Origin of the sequence: Xylophilus ampelinus (genome assembly GCF_003217575.1) — a bacterium.
In the GTDB taxonomy this organism is placed as follows: Bacteria; Pseudomonadota; Gammaproteobacteria; order Burkholderiales; family Burkholderiaceae_C; genus Xylophilus; species Xylophilus ampelinus.
In genome coordinates this window covers 63,126-82,704 of the sequence record NZ_QJTC01000015.1, presented here as the reverse complement: position 1 = coordinate 82,704, position 19,579 = coordinate 63,126, and the positions used below count along the sequence as shown (strand labels likewise).

Here is a 19,579-nt window from a genome sequence, read left to right as displayed (position 1 = left end):
TGAATCACGGAACTGCCTTTCGACTTTTTTCCAGAAGTTCAAGTAAACGGCGTTTAGCAGCCGACTGGTCTTCTTGCGCCATGGCATCGCGTTTCAACGCATTGAGATCCACTCCTAGCGCGTCGTCGAGTACGTCGGCGAAAGCCTTGTGATCTGGCGCCTCAATGACACTACTGCGTACCACATCATCGGTGTCTCGCTGAAGAAGGTACGCCTCGCCTTGTTGCAGTTGGACCAGCACCAGAGGCGAGTGGGTCGCCACGAAAAAGGTGGTGTTGGGCAACAGGCGCTTAAGGCATGGAATGATGCCTACCTGCCACCTGGCGTGCAGATGACTTTCGATCTCGTCAATCAATACGATGCCATGAAGATCGCGCAGTTGAGATGTCCCCGACCAAGTTGCGTAGCCCGACACAATTGCCTGCACGAGCTTTACCAACGACGCAAAACCTGAGCTCAACTCGTCAAGCGCTCGCAGGCGCTGCTCCACCATCAGAAAAACTCGGCCCGCTCCGTCGATCTCTAGCCTCTTGGAGTCGATGCGATTGTCTACCGCGTTGAGCAGTTCCAATACGGTATCGAGTTCCGCGCGTAGATTGTCTGTATCCCTCTGATAAGGGTTGACAGACTGCGCGCGAGATACAAACCATGCAGCAACATCAACCGACATCCCGGATTCGCCCAGCCGGTTATCGCGAAACAAGCGTTCGATGGTATCGAAGTACGCTTTCTGTCGCTGCTCAAAGGTCCCGACGAGTCCAGACGGCGCACGCTCGCTATCGAAGCTGGCCCGCTTCCGCGCGCCGAGCAGCACAATCGGCAACGCATGTACCGGTTGGGCAAGTTCGACGCCGGTAGAGCTGTAAAAAAAAACATCTGAGGCAGCTGTCTTGGTAGATAACGAGAAACCAATTCCTCCGTCTGCCGTAAAACCCTCCATTACGAATCCGCCTTGCGACAGACTAATGGACGATCTGTGACGCTCATCCATAAAGGTTCTGCTGGTCACCAACAATGCTTGGAAGATCGCCTCCAAGCACTTAGTTTTTCCAACGCCATTCGATCCGAACAAAGTCCGGACCCTCTTGTGCGGATCGAACTGCATCTCCACACAGCCGACACCACGCAAGCCTTCAATAGTTATTTTGTTCAGCATTGCATGACCCTAACGAGAGCTTCGATCTGATTCAACCCCGCCGCTTTTCCATCAGCGCGGTGAAACGGTCGAACAGATAGGCGATGTCGTGCGGGCCCGGCGAGGCTTCCGGGTGGCCCTGGAAGCAGAAGGCAGGCTGGCTGGTGTGGGCCAGGCCCTGCAGCGTGTTGTCGAACAGGCTGACGTGGGTGGCGCGCAGCGTGGCGGGCAGCGACTTCTCGTCCACCGCGAAGCCGTGGTTCTGGCTGGTGATGCTGACCCGGCCGCTGTCCAGGTCTTTGACCGGATGGTTCGCGCCGTGGTGGCCGAACTTCATCTTATAGGTCTTGGCGCCCATCGCCAGCGCCATGATCTGGTGGCCCAGGCAGATGCCGAAGGTGGGGATGCCCGCCTCGATCAGCTCGCGCGCGGCGGCGATCGCATAGTCGCAAGGGCCCGGGTCGCCGGGGCCGTTGGCCAGGAACACGCCGTCGGGCGCGAGCTTCATCACCTCCGCCGCCGAGGTCTGCGCCGGCACCACCGTGATCTGCGCGCCGCGCTCGGCGATCATCCGCAGGATGTTCTTCTTGACGCCGTAGTCGAAGGCGACGACGTGGAACTTCGGCGCGATCTGCAGGCCGTAGCCCTCGCCCAGCTTCCACTCGGTCTGGGTCCACTCGTAAGGCGCCTGGACCGACACCACCTTGGCCAGGTCGAGGCCGGCCATGCTGGGCGCCGCCTGCGCCTGGGCGACGGCGGCATCGATGGCGGCCTGCGTCGGCGCCTGGCCGGCGGCCAGGCCGACGATGCAGCCGTTCTGCGCGCCGCGGCTGCGCAGGCGGCGGGTGAGCTTGCGGGTGTCGATGCCGGCGATGGCGACGGTGCCTTCGCGGGCCAGGTACGCGTCGAGCGTGAGCGTCGAGCGGAAGTTGGAGGCGAAGAGGGGCAGGTCCTTGATGATCAGGCCAGCGGCATGGACCTTGTCGGCTTCGACGTCTTCCTCGTTGACGCCGTAGTTGCCGATGTGCGGATACGTGAGCGTCACGATCTGCTGGGCATAGCTCGGGTCGGTGAGGATTTCCTGGTAGCCGGTCATGGCGGTGTTGAACACCACCTCGCCGACGGTGGAGCCGGTGGCTCCGATCGAATGGCCGAGAAAGACCGTGCCGTCTGCAAGCGCCAGGATGGCGGGCGGGAATTTTCCCTGTAGAGACAAGAGCACTGGGTTCTCCGGATGGTTACGGTCGCCCGGAGCCCATCGGCCATAAGCCGGGAGGCTGCTTGGATGGAGGAGTTGCTTGGGACGCGGCCGGGCGACGCTGTTACGGGAAAGCCCTCGATTGTAGCGTGGAGGAGACGCCCCTTTTGCGGTACATGCGGTGAAACACCCGGGTTCGGCCTTCTTCGTCGCCCGGGTCGACTCCTATTGGGCGCGCGCCGCCGCGCTGGCGTGCAGGCAGATCGCGGCCGCAGCGCCCACGTTGAGCGACTCCTCCCCGCCGGGCTGGTCGATGCGGATGCGGTGGGTGGCCCGGGCCTCCAGGGCCGGCGAGACGCCCTGCCCTTCGTGCCCCATCAGCCAGGCGCACGGCCACGGCAACGCGGCGCGGTGCAGCAGGTCGCCCCCGTGCGAACTGGTGGCGAGCAGCGGTAGGCCCAGCGCCGACAGGTCCTCCAGCGCCAACCCCTCGACCAGCCGCAGCCCGAAATGCGCGCCCATGCCGGCGCGCAGCACCTTCGGGCCCCACAGCGCCGCCGTGCCCTTGAGCGCCAGCACCTGCGAGAAGCCGAAGGCCGAGGCGCTGCGCAGGATGGAGCCGACGTTGCCGGCGTCCTGCACCCGGTCGAGCACCACCGCGGCGGCGCCAGGCAGCGGCGCCGCCGCGTGGGGTAACGCCATGACGAAACCCATCGGCGCCGGCGATTCCAGGCCGCTGATCTCCGCCATCAGCGTGTCGGCAATCACTATGATTTTAGTAGCAGCAAGCCGGTACCGGGCGCCGGCCAGAGGCTCACAGGACTCCGAAAACACGGCGGCGACCGGCTGCAGGCCGCGGTCGAGCGCGGCGCGGCACAGGTGGTCGCCCTCCAGCCAGACGCGGCCCTGCCTGCGGTAGGCGCCGTTGTCCAGGGCCAGCCGGCGCAGGTCCTTCACCCAGGCGTTGTCGCGCGAGGTGATGTGGAGGGGGCCCTGCTCGCTCACGCGCGGGCCGCCGGACGGCGCACCCGGCGCGCGGGCGTCTGCACCTGCAGCACCTGGACCTGCAGCACCGGTTCCAACTCGTCCGGCACGCGCAGCGGCAGGTCGGAGAGCGCCGCCATCGGGGTGGCCATCGGCCGGATCGCGAAGGCCTGGGCCACCGGCGCGAAGGACCGGCGGTGGTGGGCGCAGGCACCGTGCGCCTGCAGCGCCGCCAGGTGTTCGGCGGTGCCGTAACCCTTGTGCTGGGCGAAGCCGTAGTGCGGGTACTCCCGGTGCAGGCCGTGGCACAGCCGGTCGCGGTGCACCTTGGCCAGGATCGACGCGGCGGAGATGGCCTTGACCAGCGCATCGCCCTTGACGATCGCCTCGGCCAGCACGTCTAGCGGCGGGAGCCGGTTGCCGTCCACCAGCACCTTCACCGGCTTCAAGCGCAGGCCCTCGACCGCGCGGCGCATGGCCAGCATCGTCGCCTGCAGGATGTTGAGCTGGTCGATCTCCTCGACGCTGGCGGACGCGACCGAGCAGCACAGCGCCTTGGCGCGGATCTCGTCGTAGAGCTTCTCGCGGCGCGCTGCGGTCAGCACCTTGGAATCGGCCAGGCCGTCGATCGGGTTCAGGTCGTCGAGGATGACGGCCGCGGCGACCACCGGCCCGGCCAGCGGGCCGCGGCCCGCCTCGTCGACACCGGCGACCAGGCCGGGAATGTCCCAGGCCAGGCGGACCTGTTCCGGCGTGCGGAGCAGTACGGAGCGCTCGGCGCGGGCGCGCACCGGCGCGGTGGCTTCAACGGGCAACGACTTTTTCGATGGCATCGGCAGCAAGTCGGGAGGTGTCGCGCTGCAGGCTCTGGTGCAACGCTGAGAAACGGGTGTGGACGGCCGCGATTGTCGCAGGCGCGTCGTGCTTGGCGTCGATCCAGCGCAGCGTCTCGCGGGCCAGCGCGGCGGGCGTCGCGGCGTCCTGCAGCAGCTCGGGCACCACGAAATCCCGGCACAGGATGTTGGGCAGGCCAACCCATGGCTGCAGCCGCTTGCGGCGCATCAACAGCCAGGAGATAGCCTGCATCCGGTAGGCGATCACCATCGGCCGCTTGAAGAGCGCGGCCTCCAGCGTGGCGGTACCGCTGGCGATCAGCGTGGCGTCGCAGGCCGCCAGCGCGGTATGCGACTGGCCGGCCAGCAACTGCAGGCGCGGCCCGATGCCGCTGGCCGCGGCCAACTGCTCGATCCGCGGGCGCAGCGACGGGATCGCCGGCACGACGAAGCGCAAGCGCGGCCGCACGCGCAGCATCAGCGCGGCGGCGGCGAAGAAGGTCGCGGCCAGGTATTCGATCTCGGAGCGGCGGCTGCCCGGCAACAAGGCCACTACGTCGTCGGCATCGCCCACGCCCAGCGCACGGCGGGCGGCGGCACGGTCGGGCTCCATCGGGACGAGGCTGGCGAGCGGATGGCCGACATAGGTCGCGTCGATGCCGTGCGACGCCAGCAGCGCCGGCTCGAACGGGAAGATGCAGAGCACATGGTCGGCGCTGCGGCGGATCTTCTCGACCCGTTCGGCTCGCCAGGCCCAGATGGAGGGACAGACGAAGTGCACCGTCCTGATGCCGGCGGCGCGCAGGTCGGCCTCCAGATCGAGGTTGAAATCGGGTGCATCCACGCCGATGAAGATGCCGGGCCTGTCGGCCAGCAGCCGGTCGCGCAGCCGGCGGCGGATGCCGACGATCTCGCGGTAGCGGCGCAGCACCTCGATGCTGTAGCCGTGCACCGCCAGCTTCTCGCTGGGCCACCAGACCTCGAAGCCGCGGCGCTGCATCTGCGGCCCGCCGATGCCCTGCCCTCGCAGCGCAGGCCAGCGGCCCCGCATGCCGTCGAGCAGCAAGCCGGCCAGCAGGTCGCCGGAGGCTTCGCCGGCCACCATCGCGACGCGGGGCACAGCGTCCACCGGCGGCACGTCGGCCGGGAATGCGGCATCCGCCGCGACGCGGTCGGGCGAGGCGCAAGGCAGGGCCATCGGAATGCGCCGCCTTACCGCACGATGCCGCGCTGGGGCGACACTCGCTCTAAAAATGAGAGCATCATGTCGACGTCCGGCGCCGATTCCGGCATCTTTTCCTTCAAATTGGCGATCCGGGCGCGCGACTGCTCCAGCGTCAGGTCGTCGCGGTAGAGCGCCTTGTGCATCGCCTTGACCGCCGATATCCGCTCGGCCGAGAAGCCGCGCCGGCGCAGGCCCTCGAAGTTCATCGCCCGGGCCGCCGCCGGCTGGCCCTGGCTCATCACGAACGGCGGCTGGTCGGCGAACAGCAGCGCGCACATCGCGGTCATGCCGTGGGCGCCGATCCGCACGAACTGGTGCACCACGGTGAAGCCGCCCAGGATCACCCAGTCGTCCACCTCGACATGGCCGGCCAGCTGCGAGTTGTTGGCGAAGATGGTGTGGTTGCCGACGCGCACGTCGTGGGCCAGATGCACGTAGGCCATGATCCAGTTGTCGTCGCCGACCCGGGTCACGCCGCCGCCGCCTGGCGAGCCGATGTTGAAAGTGCAGAACTCGCGCACCGTGTTGCGCTCGCCGATCACCAGTTCGCAGGGCTCGCCCGCGTATTTCTTGTCCTGTGGCACCGCACCGAGAGAGTTGAACTGGAAGATGCGGTTGTCGCGGCCGATCGTAGTATGGCCTTCGATCACGCAGTGCGCACCCACCGTCGTACCCGCGCCTATCGTCACGTGCGGGCCGATCACGGTGTAGGGGCCGACCTCGACCGATGGGGCGATCGCCGCGCCCTCGGCCACCACTGCTGTGGGGTGGATGCGCATCAGGCGATGGTGCGCATCGTGCACATCAGCTCGGCCTCGCAAGCGATGTCCTCGCCCACGCGGGTGGTGCCCTTGAACTTGAAGATGCCCGACTTCATGCGGTCGAGCGTCACGTCTATCACCAGCTGGTCGCCGGGCTCCACCGGCCGCTTGAAGCGCGCGCCGTCGATGCCGGCGAAGTAGTAGACCGTCTTGTCGTCGGGCGTCACGCCCAGCGTGTCGAAGACCAGCAGCGCCGCGGCCTGGGCCATCGCCTCCAGGATCAGCACGCCCGGCATCACCGGGCGGTGCGGAAAGTGGCCGGCAAAGAACGGCTCGTTGATGGTCACGTTCTTCAACGCGCGGATCCGCTTGCCCTTCTCTACTTCCAGCACCCGGTCGACCAAGAGGAAGGGGTAGCGGTGCGGCAGTTGCTTGAGAATCTCGTGAATGTCCAACATGGTCGGTAGGGTCAGGTCTGTGATGGTCGCTGCCGGCCGCACAGTGCGCGCCTGCGGGGCTGTCCGCCTCAGCGGCTGCGGGCGGCCAGGTCGTGTTCGAGTGTCTTGATCCGCTCGCGCAGGCTGTGCAGTTGCTTCAGCGTGGCGGCGTTCTTTTCCCACCTGGCATTGTCGTCGATGGGAAACATGCCGGTGTAGTGGCCCGGCCGGTGGATCGAGCGGGTGACGACCGACGCGGCCGACACGTTGACGCCGTCGGCCAGCGTCAGGTGGCCCAGCACGATCGCGCCGCCGCCTACGGTGCAGTGCGCGCCGATGTTGGCGCTGCCCGCCACGCCGGCGCAGCCGGCCATCGCCGTGTGGCGGCCGACCCGCACGTTGTGACCGATCTGGACCAGGTTGTCGAGCTTGACCCCGTCCTCGATCACCGTGTCCCCCAATGCGCCACGGTCGATGCAGGTGTTGGCGCCAAGCTCCACGTCGTCGCCGATGCGCACCGCGCCGAGCTGCTCGATCTTTTCCCAGGCGCCCTGGTGCGGCGCGAAGCCGAAGCCGTCGGCGCCGATCACCACGCCCGGGTGCAGGAGGCAGCGCGCGCCGATCCGGCAGTCCTCGCCGACCGTGATGCGCGAGCGCAGAACCGTGTCCGCGCCGATGCGGGCGCCCCGCTCCACCACGCACAGCGGCCCGACGGTGGCGGAAGGATCGACGACCGCCCCGGGATCGACCACTGCGGACGGATGGATCCCGGGCAACGCACCTCGCCCCAGGTGGCGCTTCCAGAGCTGGGTGACACGGGCGAAGTAGTGGTAGGGCGAATCGGCGACGATGCAGTCGCCGCGCTGCTCGGCCGCGGCCTGCATCGCCGGCGCGACGATCACGCAGCCGGCACGGCACGATGCCAGCTGCTGCACGTAGCGCGGATGGCTCAGGAAGGCCAAATGCGAAGGCCCGGCGCCCTCGAGAGGGGCCAGGCCTTCTATCGACCGGTCGCCGTTCCCGTGCAGGTCGCCGCCGAGCGCGGAGACGATCGCATGCAGGGACAGCGCCACGGACGGACCGGTGCGTTGCCGCTTACTTGGCACCGGGCGCGTTGAGCGCCTTGATCACCTTGTCCGTGATGTCGTAGGCCGGGTTGATGTAGACGGCTTCCTGAAGGATGACGTCGTACTTCTCCTGCTCGGCAACCGCCTTGACCACGCGGTTGGCACGCTCCAGCACCTGCTGCAGCTCTTCGTTCTTGCGTGAGTTCAGGTCTTCCTGGAACTCGCGGCGCTTGCGCTGGAAATCGCGGTCCTGCTCGACCAGCTGGCGCTGGCGCGTCGTGCGCTGGCTTTCGGCCAGCGTCGGCGCTTCGCGCTCGAACTTGTCGGAGGCGGATTTGAGTGCGTTGCCCTGGTCGAGCAGCTCCTTCTCGCGCTTTGCGAATTCCTGCTCGAGCTTCACCTGGGCTGCCTTGGCCGTGTTGGCCTCCCGGAAAATCCGGTCGGTGTTCACGAAGCCGGCGCGAAACTGCTCGGTCTGGGCAGACGCCGAAAAAGCCAGCGTGCCCAGCAAGATGCCGACGGAGCAATGGCGAAAAAAAGTGTTCATCAAAAGGACGTTCCGATCTGGAATTGCAATTTCTGGATTCTATCGCCGGGGCGCTTGCGGACAGGGTTTGCAAATGCAAGCCGCAGAGGGCCGACAGGGGATATCCAGCTCAGGCCCACGCCGACCGACGCCCGCATCTCGCTGAAGCGGATCGGGTCGTCCTCGCCGAACACGTTGCCGACGTCGACGAAACCGAAGACCCGCAGCGTGCGGTCGTTACCGGCGCCGGGGAACGGCGCCACCGCCTCCAGGTTGAAGGTGGCCTTCTTTGCGCCGCCGATGGACGAGCCGGTCACGTCGCGCGGGCCCAGGGTGCCCTGGTCGAAACCGCGCACCGAGCCCAGGCCGCCCGAATAGAAGTTCTTGAAGATCGGGAAAGGACGGCCGTTGAGGCCTTTGCCGGCGCCCAGCTCCGAGTTGAAGGCCAGGGTGAACTTCTTGTTCAGCGGGATGTACTGCTGGAACTGGTAGTTGCCGCGGACATAGCGTGCATCGCCCGCAACGCCGATCTCGGAGTTGAAGCGCTGGTAGCGGCCGGCGTTGGGCACCAGGGCGCTGTCCCGGCTGTCGCGCGACCAGCCGATGGTAAGCGGCAGCGAGTAGCTGGTGTAGCCCACTTCCTCGGCGTACTTCAGATAGGCGGCCGGAATGTTGGTGCCGGGCTTGATCTCGGTCCGCTCCGCGCCGGCACCGAAGAACACGGTGTCGGTTTCGCTGAACGGCACGCCGAATCGGATGCTCGCACCCGAGGTCAGCAGGCGGTAGTTACCGCCCTGATCCTGGTAGGGACGCGACGACCGGTGGTAGACGTCGATGGTGCGCGAGATGCCGTCGGCGGTGAAGTACGGGTTGGTCGTACTGAGCACGATCGCGCGGTTGTACTTGCTTGTGTTGACGTCCACGCCCAGGTAGTTGCCCGAGCCGAAGACGTTCTCCTGCTTGATGCCGAACGACAGAGCCACCTTTTCCGCGCTGGAGAAGCCGGCACCGACCTGCAGGCTGCCGGTGGGCTTCTCGGTCACGTTGACCACCAGGTCGACCTGATCGGGCGAGCCGGGCACGTCCTGCGTCTCGACATCGACCTGGCTGAAGTAGCCCAGGCGGTCGACCCGGTCACGCGAGAGCTTGATCCGGTCGCCGTCGTACCAGGACGATTCGAACTGGCGGAACTCGCGGCGGATGACTTCGTCGCGGGTGCGGTTGTTGCCGCTGAGCGCGATGCGGCGCACGTAGGCACGGCGCGACGGCTCGGCCTGCAGCACCAGGGCCACGCGGTTGTTGGCACGGTCGACTTCGGGCACCGCCTCGACGCGGGCGAAGGCGAAGCCGAAATTGCTGAAATAGTCGGTGAACGCCTTGGTGGTCTGCGCCACTTCGTCGGCGTTGTAGGCCTCGCCCGGCTTGATCTTGATCAGCGACTTGAACTCGTCGTCGCGGCCGAGGTAGTTGCCTTCGATCTTCACGCCCGAGACGACGTAGCGCTCGCCCTCGGTCACGTTGACGGTGATGCTGATGTCTTGCTTGTTGGGCGAGATCGCGACCTGGGTCGAATCGACCCGGAACTCGAGATAACCGCGCGACAGGTAGTAGGAGCGCAGCGTCTCCAGGTCGGCGTTGAGCTTGGCCCGGGCATAGCGGTCGGACTTGGTGTACCAGCTCAGCCAGCCGCCGGTGTCGAGGTCGAACAGGTCCTCGAGGGTGGACTCGCTGAAGGCCTGGTTGCCGACGATGCGGATGTTCTTGATCTTGGCCGGCTCGCCTTCGGAGACGGTGAAGGTCAGGTTGACCCGGTTGCGCTCGATCGGCGTCACCGTGGTCACCACCTCGGCGCCGTAGAGGCTGCGATTGATGTACTGGCGCTTCAACTCCTGCTCGGCGCGGTCTGCCAGGGCCTTGTCGAACGGGCGGCCTTCGGTCAGGCCCACGTCGCGCATCGCCTTCTTGAGCGTTTCCTTGTCGAATTCCTTGGTGCCGGCGAAATCGACTTCGGCGACCGTGGGCCGCTCCTCGACCACCACCGTCAGCACGTCGCCGTTGACCTCGAGGCGCACGTCCTTGAACAGGCCCAGGCCGAAAAGCTGGCGGATCGCGCCGGCGCCCTTGTCGTCGTTGTAGCCGTCGCCCACGCGGAACGGCAGCGATGCGAACACGGTGCCCGGCTCCACGCGCTGCAGGCCCTCGACTCGGATGTCGCGCAGGGTGAACGGTTCGACCGCCCAGGCCGCGTTGGCAGCGAAAAGCATGGCCGCGACCGCCGAGACGGAGCGCATGCGAAAACGGGTGAAAGATTGCTTCATGTATCAGGTCTCTGGCGAACACCGGCCCGGCGCCAGGCCCGGGGACCGCCGCATTATGACGGACGGCGTCAGCCGAAAATACGGGAGACGTCGTTGAACAGGGCGATCGACGTCATGAGAAGGAGCGCGGCGACGCCGCCCCGCTGCAGGCGGCCCTGCCACACCTCGGGCACGGTGCGGCCGGTGACGGCTTCCCACAGGAAGTACAGCAGGTGGCCGCCGTCGAGCACCGGCAGCGGCAGCAGGTTGAGGATGCCCAGGCTGACGCTGATCAGCGCCAGGAAGGTCAGGTACGGGGTGAGGCCCAGGCTCGCCGACTTGCCGGCGTAGTCGGCGATGGTCAGCGGGCCGCTCAGATTCTTGATCGACGCCTGGCCGATCAGCATGCGGCCCATCATGCGCAGGGTCAGCACCGAGACTTCCCAGGTCCTGACCGCGCCGTTGCGCAGGCCTTCGATCGGGCCGTAGCGCACCCTCGTCATGTCCGGCGGACCGCCGACGAAGGCGTTCACGCGGCCGAAGCTCGTGTCCTGCTCGGTCACCACCACCGGCGTGACCGGCAGCGCCAGCTGCGCGTTGCCGCGCGCGACCTGCCAGACCTGGGTACGCGCCTCGCGGCCCTGCACCGAAGCGCGGATCGCCTCGCGCAGCTGCGGGCCGTCGCCGATCGCGGTATCGCCGATACGCAGCACCGTGTCGCCCTCCCGCAGGCCGGCCCTGGCCGCCGCGCCGTCGGCCTGCACCTCGCCCAGCACCGGCGGCGTCCAGGGGCCGACGATACCGATCTTGCGGAACAGCTGCAGGTCGGCCTCGCGCGCGCCGATGCGCTCAAGCTGCAGCGTGGCCTGGCGCGTCGGGCCGGCATCGGCACCGGCGGCGCGGTAGGCGATGCGCACGTTCTGGCCGTCGAGCGCGCCGCGGGTCAGCAGCCAGCGCAGGTCTTCGAACGACTGGACGGGTTGCAGCGCTTCGCCTTCGAAAGCCGCTTCGGTCACCCGCTCGCCGCCCTGCAGGCCGGCGGCCTGGGCGATCGATCCGGCCACCGGCGCGGCCAGCACCGGCTGCGGCTCCTGCACGCCCATCCAGTTCACGCCCGCGTACAGCACGATCGCCAGCACCAGGTTGGCCGCGGGGCCGGCCGCCACCACCGCGGCGCGCTGGGCCAGCGGACGGTTGTTGAAGGCCAGGTGGCGCTCCTCGGGCGCGACCGGCGCCTCGCGCTCGTCGAGCATTTTCACGTAGCCGCCCAACGGCAGCATGCCGACGACGAACTCGGTGGGCGAGCCCGGCCGTTGCCAGCGCAGGATCGGCTTTCCGAAGCCGACCGAGAAGCGCAACACCTTCACCCCGCAGGCCACCGCCACCCGGTAATGGCCGTACTCGTGCACGGCGATGAGCAGCGCCAGGGCCACGATGAAAGCGACGACGGTCAGCATGTCCGAATCTCCGAAAAAATCAGTGCATCCGCCCGACGACCGCGGCCGATGCGTTGGAGCGCGCCTGCGCGTCGATCGCCATCAGGTCGCCGAGGCAGGTGGGCACCCGCGGCACGCAGCGCTCCAGCGTCGCGAGGTTGACCGCGTGGATCTGGTCGAAGCGGATGCGGCCGTCCAGAAAGGCCTGCACCGCTACTTCGTTGGCCGCGTTCAGCACCGCAGTGGTGCCCGGCGGTGCGCGCAGTGCGTCCCAGGCGAGCTGCAGGCCGGGAAAGCGCTGGGGATCGGGCCGCTCGAAGGTCATGGCCGCCAGCGACGAGAAGTCGAGCCGGGGCGCCCCGCTCTCCATCCGCTCGGGCCAGGAGAGGCCGTAGGCGATCGGCACACGCATGTCGGGCACGCCCAGCTGCGCCACCAGCGAGCCGTCGTGGTACTGCACCAGCGAATGCACCGTGCTCTGCGGATGGATAACCACCTCGATCCGCCCGGGCGGCAGGCCGAAGAGATAGCAAGCCTCGATCACCTCCAGACCCTTGTTCATCATCGTGGCCGAATCGACCGAGATCTTGCGGCCCATCGACCAGTTGGGATGGGCGCAGGCCTCGTCCGGCGTGACCGCCGAGAGCGTGGACGGATCGCGGGTGCGGAACGGCCCGCCCGAGGCGGTCAGGACCAGCCGGTCGACCCGGCGTTCCCAGGTGGTCGGATCGTCGGGCAAGGACTGGAAGATGGCCGAATGCTCGCTGTCGATCGGCAGCAGCTGAGCGCCGCCGTCTCGCACCGCGTCCATGAACCATTCGCCACCGACGACCAGCGCTTCCTTGTTGGCCAGCAGCAGCCGCTTGCCGGCACGCGCCGCCGCCAGGCAGGGCGCCAGGCCGGCGGCGCCGACGATGGCGGCCATGACCATGTCCACGTCCGGATGCGCCGCTATCATTTCCATAGCATTGTGCCCTTGCAGGACTTCGACTGCGAGCCCGTTCGCGTTGCATTCCTGCCGCAGGCGGGTGGCCGCCTCGGTCTGGGCCATGACGGCGTAGCGCGGCCGCAGCCGCCGGCATTGCTGCAGCATCGCATCGACCTGCGTCGCCGCGGCGAGCGCGAAGACCTCGAAACGATCGGGATGCCGGGCCAGCACGTCCAGGGTGCTGAGTCCGATGGAGCCGGTCGAGCCCAGGACGGTGATCGTCTGCATCCGGCCGCTCACATTGCGCCCACGGTAGAGAGCATCATCGCCAGCGGCAGCGTCGGCAGCAGCGCATCGACCCGGTCGAGCACGCCGCCGTGGCCGGGCAGCAGGTGGCTGCTGTCCTTGGCGCCGGCGCTGCGCTTGACCAGCGATTCGACCAGGTCGCCCACCACGCTCATCGTGGCCATGAACACCGCGCCCACCACCAGCAGCAACCAGCCCTGCATCGCCAGCCGGCTGTAGAAACTCGACACCTGCGGCTGCCAGGCCCTGTCGGCCGCCACCCAGACCACCGCCAGCACCACCACGCCCAGCATCCCGCCCCAGACGCCTTCCCAGCTCTTGCCAGGACTGATCGACGGGGCCAGCCTGGAGCGGGTGAAGCGCAGGCCGAACGCACGGCCGGCGAAGTAGGCGCCGATGTCGGCCACCCACACCAGCACCAGGATCGACAGCAGGAAGTTGATGCCGATCACCCGCGCCTGCCCCACCGCCAGCCATGCGAGCCACAGCGCCAGCACGCCGCCGACCACACGCACCGTGCGCGGCACCCGCGGCCAGCCGGCCACGCCGCTGCGCAGCAGGGCGGCACCGGCCAGCACCCAGAACGCGCCGGCGGCCAGCCAGGCGAGCGGCATCGGCCGCTCGAGCCAGCCCAGGCGCCAACTCAGCAGGCACAGCGCCAGGCAGTCGAAAGCGATGAACAGCGCGCCCTTGCTCGAATAACCATTGAGCCGGCCCCATTCCCAGGCGGCCGCGGTCATCGCGACCAGAGCGACGGCGCAGAACGGCAGGGGCGACGGATAGAACAGCGCGGGCAGCAAAATGGCCAGCAGGACGACCGCGGTGATGATGCGTTGCTTCAGCATGGAAAGTCCCCTGAGAGCCTGCGGAACGCCGATCGAAGCGCTAGGCGGCGTTGGCGTTGCCGGATGGCGAAGCGGACACGGCCGCCTCCTGCTGGGCAGCGGCGGACGAGGATTGCGCGGCGACCTGGGCCGAGGTCTGCCCGAAGCGGCGCTCGCGGCAGGCGAAGGCCTCGATCGCCGCGTCGAGCGCACCCGCGTCGAAATCGGGCCACAGGTGGTCGCTGAAATACAGTTCCGAGTATGCGGCCTGCCAGAGCAGGAAATTGCTGATCCGCTGCTCGCCGCCGGTACGGATCACCAGGTCGGGATCGGGGACGTGCGACAGCGCCATCGCGCGGTGCAAATTGAACTCGGTGGCGGGCTCGCCGCGGGCCGCGAGCGCCTGCGCGGCCTGGGCGATATCCCAGCGTCCGCCGTAGTTGAAGCACACGTTGAGCACCAGCCGCTGGTTGCCGGCGGTGGCCCGCTCGGCCGCCTCCAGGCCGTCGCGCACCTTGTCCGAGAGGCCGGCGCGCTCGCCGACGAAATAGAGGCGCACGCCGTCGGCATGCAGTTGCGGCACCTCGCGGCCCAACGCCTTGGCAAGCAGCTCCATCAGGCCCGAGACCTCCTCGGCCGGCCGGTTCCAGTTCTCGGACGAGAAGGCGAAGACGGTCAGCACGCCGACACCGCGTTCGGCACACAGCCGCACGCAGCGCCGCAGCGACTCGACGCCCTGGCGGTGGCCCGCGATGCGGGGCAGGAAGCGGCGCGATGCCCAGCGGCCGTTGCCGTCCATCACGATGGCGATGTGGTGCGGCACCACGGGCAGGGCGGGCTTTACCGCCACACCGCGCCCGACGAAGAGCTTGCCGAAAAGATAGCCACGGGAAACGGGCGCACGGGTGGGGCCGTCAGACGGCCATGATTTCCTGTTCCTTGGCCGCCACCAGCTTGTCGATCTCGACGATGTGGCGGTCGGTGACCTTCTGCACGTCGGCTTCGGCACGCTTCTGATCGTCCTCGGAGGCCAGCTTGTCCTTGACCAGCTTCTTGACGGCTTCGTTCGCATCGCGACGCAGGTTGCGCACGGCGATCTTCGCGCTCTCGCCTTCGTTGCGGACCAGCTTGGTCATCTCCTTGCGGCGTTCTTCGCTCATCGGCGGCATCGGGACCCGGATCAGGTCGCCCATCGAAGCGGGGTTCAGGCCCAGGTCGCTTTCGCGGATGGCCTTCTCGATCTTGGCGCCCATACCCTTTTCCCAGGGCTGGACGCTGATGGTCCGCGCATCGATCAGGGACACGTTGGCCACCTGGCTGATCGGCACCGGCGAGCCGTAGTAGTCGACCTGCACCGAATCGAGGATGGCCGGGTTGGCGCGGCCGGTGCGGATTTTGGCGAGGTTGTTCTTGAACGCGCCGATGGACTGGTCCATCTTGGCGTCGGTGTTCGTCTTGATGTCGGCGATGCTCATGTCGATTCTCCAGGGATGCTCGGTCGGGATGGGCGCGGCGCGCGCTCAGACATGCACCAGCGTGCCTTCGTCCTCGCCCATCACCACGCGCTTCAAGGCGCCGTGCTTGAAGATGGAGAAGACCTTCAGCGGCAGCTTCTGGTCGCGGCACAGAGCGAAGGCGGTGGCGTCCATGATGCCCAGGTTCTGCGCCATCGCATCGTCGAAACTGATGCGGGCGTAGCGGGTGGCCGTCGGGTCCTTCTTCGGGTCGGCGCTGTAGACGCCGTCGACCTTGGTGGCCTTGAGGACCAGTTCGGCCCCGATCTCGGCGCCGCGCAGCGCAGCGGCGGTGTCGGTGGTGAAGAAGGGGTTGCCGGTGCCGGCCGCGAAGACCACCACCTTGCCTTCTTCGAGATACTGCAACGCCTTGGGCCGCACGTAGGGCTCGACCACCTGCTCGATGGCGATGGCCGACATCACCCGGGCCACCAGACCCTGCTTGTCCATCGCGTCGGCCAGGGCCAGGGCGTTCATCACCGTCGCCAGCATGCCCATGTAGTCGGCGGTGGCGCGGTCCATGCCGACCGAGCCGCCCGCGACGCCGCGGAAAATGTTGCCGCCGCCGATCACCACCGCCACCTGCACCCCGAGGCGGGTGACCTCGGCGATCTCGCCGACCATGCGGACGATGGTGGCCCGGTTGATGCCGAAGGCGTCGTCCCCCATCAGCGCCTCACCGGACAGCTTCAGCAGGATGCGCTTGTGGGCTGGCTGGGGGTTGGACATGGGGAACTCCTTGGGATGATGGGCTGCGGTGTCGTTGTGGAACGGAGCGTCCCGGCGCGCGTGGGCCGGTGGCGGGCACCGGCCCTTCGCGGGATCAGGCGGCGCTCTTGGCGGCCGCGACCTGGGCCGCCACTTCGGCTGCGAAGTCGTCGACCTTCTTCTCGATGCCTTCGCCGACCACGTACAGGGTGAAGCCCTTGATGCCGGTGTTGGAGGCCTTGAGCATCTGCTCGACGGTCTGCTTGCCGTCGGACGCCTTCACGAAGACCTGGTTGTGCAGCGACACTTCCTTCAGGTACTTCTGCACGCCGCCTTCGATGCGCTTGGCGACGATGTCGGCCGGCTGCGGCTTCTTGCCTTCGGCTTCGGCGGTCTTGCGGTCTTCGTCGGCCTTGCCGGCGGCGACCGCGCGCTCTTTCTCGATCAGGTCCGCAGGCACGTCGGCCGAGGAGATCGAGACGGGCTTCATCGCGGCGATGTGCATCGCCACGTCCTTGGCGGCGGCGTCGTCGCCTTCGAACTCGACGATCACGCCGATGCGGGTGCCGTGCAGGTAGGAGGCGATCCGGCCGTTGCCGGTGAAGTGCTTGAAGCGGCGGAAGCTCATGTTCTCGCCGATCTTGCCGATCAGGCCCTTGCGCACGTCTTCGAGCGTCGGGCCGAAACCGTCCTGCTCGTACGGCAGCGCGCCCAGGGCGGCGATGTCGGCGGGGTTGTGCTTGGCGACCAGCATCGCGGCCGCGTTGGCGAGTGCCAGGAAGCTGTCGTTCTTGGTGACGAAGTCGGTTTCGCAGTTGATCTCGATCATGCCGCCCCGGGCGCCGTCGACGTACGCGGTGACCACGCCTTCGGCGGTGATGCGGCCCGACGCCTTGCCGGCCTTGTTGCCGAGCTTGATGCGCAGCAGCTCTTCGGCCTTGTCCATGTTGCCGTCGGCCTCGGTCAGGGCCTTCTTGCACTCCATCATCGGGGCGTCGGTCTTGGCGCGCAGTTCGCCCACCATGCTTGCAGTGATAGCAGCCATCTCTTTTCTCCGTATCGGTCGGTTCGTTCAGTTCATCTCAGGAAAGCCGGCTGCAAAAAAGGGGCTTCGCAGCCCCTTGCCCGGCAGCGCGGAAGGGCCGCCTCAGGCAGCGGCGCCCGCTTCCTGCACTTCGACGAATTCGTCGCCGCTGGCGGTTTCGCCGGCGGCAGCCTTGACGACTTCGTTACCGGCGCTGGCACGGCCTTCGAGGATGGCGTCGGCCATGCCGCGGGCGTACAGCTCGACGGCCTTGGCCGAGTCGTCGTTGCCGGGAATGACGTAGTCGATGCCTTCGGGCGAGTGGTTGGTATCGACCACGCCGATCAGCGGAATGCCCAGCTTCTTGGCTTCCGCGATCGCGATCTTGTGGTAGCCGACGTCGATCACGAAAATCGCGTCCGGCAGGGCCGCCATGTCCTGGATGCCGCCGATGTCCTTCTCGAGCTTGGCGATCTCGCGGGAGAACGTCAGCTGCTCTTTCTTGGACAGGCCTTCCAGGCCGGTTTCCTGCTGGGCCTTCAGGTCCTTCAGACGCTTGATCGAGGTCTTGACCGTCTTGAAGTTGGTCAGCATGCCGCCGAGCCAGCGCTGGTCGACGAAAGGCACGCCGGCGCGCTGGGCTTCGGACGAGACGATTTCACGGGCCTGGCGCTTGGTGCCGACGAACAGGATGGTGCCGCGGTTGGCGGCCAGCTGCTTGGCGAACTTGGCGGCGTCCTGGAAAAGCGGGAGCGACTTCTCCAGGTTGATGATGTGGATCTTGTTGCGATGGCCGAAGATGTACGGTGCCATCTTGGGGTTCCAGAAGCGGGTCTGGTGGCCGAAATGGACACCGGCTTCCAGCATTTCGCGCATGGTTGCGGACATAGTGATAACTCCGAAGGTTGGGTCTGAAATCCAGTCCTCATTCGCGGCGGAGCGCCGCGACACCTCGAGGTGGACTGGTTTGCGATTTGCCTCGCCAGAAAAAGCCCTGCGGGCCCGTCCGGCGAAACCCAAAGAGTATAGCATGCCGGGTGATCCCCGATCGCCATAACGCCCGCGCGCCCGACTGCCCGGACCACTCCGAATTTCATAGCACGATGCCGAGACACCGCAAGCCCTCCCCGTCCACCGGACCGGGCCTGACGCCATGAACATCGCGATCGTCGGCGCCGGGTTTTCCGGCATCGCCACCGCCTGCGAACTGGCCTCCGACGGCCATGCGGTGACCGTCTTCGAGCGCCGCGCCGCCGCCGCCGAGGAAGCGAGTTTCGGCCATGCCGGCATGGTGGCGCCGGGCTGCGCCTGGGCCCGCCTGGGCAGCGAGGCGATTCCCCTGCGTGAGAGCGGTCTGGTCCCCTCCGGCTGGGCCTGGCACCGGCAGCAGCGCGCCGCCCGCGCAGACAGCGAGGGCGATGCCGAGCGCCTGGCGCTGGCCGCCTTCAGCCAGGAGCGGCTGCGCATCGTGGCGGCCGCACTGGAATTGCATTACCAGAAGGCCGACGGCGTGCTGGTGCTGTTGCGCAGCGAGAAGGACCGCCGCCGCCTCGCACCGCTGTGGGAGCGCCTGCGCGAAACCGGCCGTGCCGCCAACGAGGCGCCACCCGAGGCCATCCGCACCCTGGAGCCCGGCCTGAACGCCGACACCGCGCTCCGCGCCGCGGTCCACCTGCCCGGCGACGAAGTGGGCAACTGCCGCCAATTCGCGTTGCGGCTGCGGGCCGAGGCCGAGCGCCACGGCGTCGTCTTCGCCTTCAACACACCGGTGGCCCGGGTGGCCGGCGGCATGCCGCCCACGCTGGTGCTGGAGGGCCAGGCCCGGCCTCGCGCCTTCGACGCCGTCGTGCTCTGCGCCGGCATGGGGGCCCCGGCGCTGCTGCAGGGCCTGGGCCTGGGCCCGCGCCGGCTGCCGTTCGACACGCTGCACGGCTATTCGCTCGGCGCCGCGATCCGCGAGCCGTTGCACGCGCCCTACAGCGCGGTGGTCGATGCCGCCACCGGGGCCACCATCGTCCGCCTGGGCGACCGGCTCCGGGTGGCCGGCGCGACCCACATCGGCACGATGAACGAATCCCGCCGCCAGACCGCGATTCAGTCGCTCTACCAAGCGCTGCACCGCTGGTTCCCGGGCGCGGCACAGCTCTCGACCGGCGTGCAGGAGTGGCACGGCGAGCGGCTGGTGCTGCCGGACGAGCGACCGCTGCTCGGCCCCTCGGGCTCGCCCGGCGTCTGGCTGCACCTGGCCAGCGGCGGCCACGGCTGGACCTTCGCCGGCGGATCGGCCCGACTGCTGGCCGACGCGATCGGCGGGCAGCCCACCGCCCTGCCGCTGGCGCCCTACTCCGTCGCCCGGTTCGATTGAGTTCGACCGGG

The 19,579-nt window shown here is 67.8% G+C and carries 19 protein-coding genes; 1 reads left to right on the top strand and 18 read right to left on the bottom strand.

All coding sequences use genetic code 11. The features are described from left to right. Nucleotides 1-4: 4 nt before the first annotated feature. The 18 genes from DFQ15_RS17560 to rpsB form a co-directional block, all read right to left on the bottom strand. Nucleotides 5-1,156 carry an AAA family ATPase gene (locus tag DFQ15_RS17560; RefSeq protein ID WP_199399858.1) on the bottom strand — a complete coding sequence of 384 codons (1,152 nt, stop codon included), beginning with the start codon at nucleotides 1,154-1,156 and terminating at the stop codon, nucleotides 5-7. Nucleotides 1,157-1,187: 31 nt separating this feature from the next. Beyond that, the gene (gene carA, locus DFQ15_RS11065) at nucleotides 1,188-2,357 is read right to left on the bottom strand and encodes a glutamine-hydrolyzing carbamoyl-phosphate synthase small subunit (RefSeq protein ID WP_110466029.1); all 1,170 of its coding nucleotides are present in this window, start codon (nucleotides 2,355-2,357) and stop codon (nucleotides 1,188-1,190) included. Nucleotides 2,358-2,558: 201 nt separating this feature from the next. Beyond that, the gene (locus tag DFQ15_RS11060; RefSeq protein WP_110466028.1) at nucleotides 2,559-3,338 is read right to left on the bottom strand and encodes a TrmH family RNA methyltransferase; all 780 of its coding nucleotides are present in this window, start codon (nucleotides 3,336-3,338) and stop codon (nucleotides 2,559-2,561) included. After that, nucleotides 3,335-4,150, bottom strand: a complete 816-nt coding sequence (gene rnhB / locus DFQ15_RS11055) for a ribonuclease HII (RefSeq protein WP_110466027.1) — start codon at nucleotides 4,148-4,150, stop codon at nucleotides 3,335-3,337. Before rnhB ends, DFQ15_RS11060 begins: the two co-directional genes overlap by 4 nt. Next, complete coding sequence (gene lpxB, locus DFQ15_RS11050) at nucleotides 4,122-5,255, bottom strand: lipid-A-disaccharide synthase (RefSeq protein ID WP_199399861.1); 1,134 nt, start codon at nucleotides 5,253-5,255, stop codon at nucleotides 4,122-4,124. The genes rnhB and lpxB overlap by 29 nt, the downstream gene beginning before the upstream one ends. A gap of 107 nt (nucleotides 5,256-5,362) precedes the next feature. Beyond that, nucleotides 5,363-6,157 carry an acyl-ACP--UDP-N-acetylglucosamine O-acyltransferase gene (gene lpxA / locus DFQ15_RS11045; RefSeq protein WP_374941025.1) on the bottom strand — a complete coding sequence of 265 codons (795 nt, stop codon included), beginning with the start codon at nucleotides 6,155-6,157 and terminating at the stop codon, nucleotides 5,363-5,365. Further along, nucleotides 6,154-6,594 carry a 3-hydroxyacyl-ACP dehydratase FabZ gene (fabZ, locus tag DFQ15_RS11040; RefSeq protein WP_110466025.1) on the bottom strand — a complete coding sequence of 147 codons (441 nt, stop codon included), beginning with the start codon at nucleotides 6,592-6,594 and terminating at the stop codon, nucleotides 6,154-6,156. The genes lpxA and fabZ overlap by 4 nt, the downstream gene beginning before the upstream one ends. A gap of 68 nt (nucleotides 6,595-6,662) precedes the next feature. Continuing rightward, a complete protein-coding gene (lpxD, locus tag DFQ15_RS11035; RefSeq protein ID WP_110466024.1) occupies nucleotides 6,663-7,646 on the bottom strand; it encodes a UDP-3-O-(3-hydroxymyristoyl)glucosamine N-acyltransferase in 984 nt (327 codons plus the stop codon). A 22-nt stretch (nucleotides 7,647-7,668) separates the two neighbouring features. Then, nucleotides 7,669-8,187 (bottom strand): OmpH family outer membrane protein, encoded by a 519-nt coding sequence (locus DFQ15_RS11030; protein WP_110466023.1) that lies wholly within the window; start codon nucleotides 8,185-8,187, stop codon nucleotides 7,669-7,671. Beyond that, a complete protein-coding gene (gene bamA, locus DFQ15_RS11025) occupies nucleotides 8,187-10,484 on the bottom strand; it encodes an outer membrane protein assembly factor BamA (protein WP_110466022.1) in 2,298 nt (765 codons plus the stop codon). The genes DFQ15_RS11030 and bamA overlap by 1 nt, the downstream gene beginning before the upstream one ends. A 68-nt stretch (nucleotides 10,485-10,552) precedes the next feature. Beyond that, nucleotides 10,553-11,920, bottom strand: a complete 1,368-nt coding sequence (gene rseP / locus DFQ15_RS11020) for an RIP metalloprotease RseP (protein WP_110466021.1) — start codon at nucleotides 11,918-11,920, stop codon at nucleotides 10,553-10,555. 19 nt (nucleotides 11,921-11,939) lie between these two features. Beyond that, complete coding sequence (gene ispC / locus DFQ15_RS11015; protein WP_110466020.1) at nucleotides 11,940-13,115, bottom strand: 1-deoxy-D-xylulose-5-phosphate reductoisomerase; 1,176 nt, start codon at nucleotides 13,113-13,115, stop codon at nucleotides 11,940-11,942. Nucleotides 13,116-13,123: 8 nt separating this feature from the next. Then, a complete protein-coding gene (locus DFQ15_RS11010; protein ID WP_110466019.1) occupies nucleotides 13,124-13,978 on the bottom strand; it encodes a phosphatidate cytidylyltransferase in 855 nt (284 codons plus the stop codon). A gap of 40 nt (nucleotides 13,979-14,018) precedes the next feature. Further along, complete coding sequence (uppS, locus tag DFQ15_RS11005) at nucleotides 14,019-14,789, bottom strand: polyprenyl diphosphate synthase (RefSeq protein ID WP_259292651.1); 771 nt, start codon at nucleotides 14,787-14,789, stop codon at nucleotides 14,019-14,021. 82 nt (nucleotides 14,790-14,871) lie between these two features. Continuing rightward, nucleotides 14,872-15,432 carry a ribosome recycling factor gene (frr, locus tag DFQ15_RS11000; RefSeq protein WP_110466018.1) on the bottom strand — a complete coding sequence of 187 codons (561 nt, stop codon included), beginning with the start codon at nucleotides 15,430-15,432 and terminating at the stop codon, nucleotides 14,872-14,874. Between the two features lie 45 nt (nucleotides 15,433-15,477). After that, nucleotides 15,478-16,200 carry a UMP kinase gene (gene pyrH, locus DFQ15_RS10995; protein ID WP_055842849.1) on the bottom strand — a complete coding sequence of 241 codons (723 nt, stop codon included), beginning with the start codon at nucleotides 16,198-16,200 and terminating at the stop codon, nucleotides 15,478-15,480. Nucleotides 16,201-16,294: 94 nt separating this feature from the next. Next, the gene (gene tsf / locus DFQ15_RS10990) at nucleotides 16,295-17,224 is read right to left on the bottom strand and encodes a translation elongation factor Ts (protein ID WP_110466017.1); all 930 of its coding nucleotides are present in this window, start codon (nucleotides 17,222-17,224) and stop codon (nucleotides 16,295-16,297) included. A gap of 102 nt (nucleotides 17,225-17,326) precedes the next feature. Beyond that, a complete protein-coding gene (gene rpsB / locus DFQ15_RS10985) occupies nucleotides 17,327-18,091 on the bottom strand; it encodes a 30S ribosomal protein S2 (protein ID WP_110466016.1) in 765 nt (254 codons plus the stop codon). Between the two features lie 265 nt (nucleotides 18,092-18,356). Here rpsB and DFQ15_RS10980 point away from each other — a divergent pair, with 265 nt between their 5' ends. Then, nucleotides 18,357-19,568: an FAD-dependent oxidoreductase gene (locus DFQ15_RS10980; RefSeq protein ID WP_110466015.1), complete on the top strand. Its 1,212-nt coding sequence runs from the start codon at nucleotides 18,357-18,359 to the stop codon at nucleotides 19,566-19,568. The last annotated feature ends 11 nt before the right edge of the window (nucleotides 19,569-19,579 follow it).

Bases quoted from the DNA above. Each gene is read 5' to 3' on its own strand.
- DFQ15_RS11030 (WP_110466023.1), bottom strand. From the start codon at position 8,187: ATGAACACTTTTTTTCGCCATTGCTCCGTCGGCATCTTGCTGGGCACG.
- DFQ15_RS11010 (WP_110466019.1), bottom strand. From the start codon at position 13,978: ATGCTGAAGCAACGCATCATCACCGCGGTCGTCCTGCTGGCCATTTTG.
- pyrH (WP_055842849.1), bottom strand. From the start codon at position 16,200: ATGTCCAACCCCCAGCCAGCCCACAAGCGCATCCTGCTGAAGCTGTCC.
- DFQ15_RS17560 (WP_199399858.1), bottom strand. From the start codon at position 1,156: ATGCTGAACAAAATAACTATTGAAGGCTTGCGTGGTGTCGGCTGTGTG.
- lpxB (WP_199399861.1), bottom strand. From the start codon at position 5,255: ATGGTGGCCGGCGAAGCCTCCGGCGACCTGCTGGCCGGCTTGCTGCTC.
- frr (WP_110466018.1), bottom strand. From the start codon at position 15,432: ATGAGCATCGCCGACATCAAGACGAACACCGACGCCAAGATGGACCAG.
- bamA (WP_110466022.1), bottom strand. From the start codon at position 10,484: ATGAAGCAATCTTTCACCCGTTTTCGCATGCGCTCCGTCTCGGCGGTC.
- rpsB (WP_110466016.1), bottom strand. From the start codon at position 18,091: ATGTCCGCAACCATGCGCGAAATGCTGGAAGCCGGTGTCCATTTCGGC.
- DFQ15_RS10980 (WP_110466015.1), top strand. From the start codon at position 18,357: ATGAACATCGCGATCGTCGGCGCCGGGTTTTCCGGCATCGCCACCGCC.
- rnhB (WP_110466027.1), bottom strand. From the start codon at position 4,150: ATGCCATCGAAAAAGTCGTTGCCCGTTGAAGCCACCGCGCCGGTGCGC.
- ispC (WP_110466020.1), bottom strand. From the start codon at position 13,115: ATGCAGACGATCACCGTCCTGGGCTCGACCGGCTCCATCGGACTCAGC.
- rseP (WP_110466021.1), bottom strand. From the start codon at position 11,920: ATGCTGACCGTCGTCGCTTTCATCGTGGCCCTGGCGCTGCTCATCGCC.
- fabZ (WP_110466025.1), bottom strand. From the start codon at position 6,594: ATGTTGGACATTCACGAGATTCTCAAGCAACTGCCGCACCGCTACCCC.
- tsf (WP_110466017.1), bottom strand. From the start codon at position 17,224: ATGGCTGCTATCACTGCAAGCATGGTGGGCGAACTGCGCGCCAAGACC.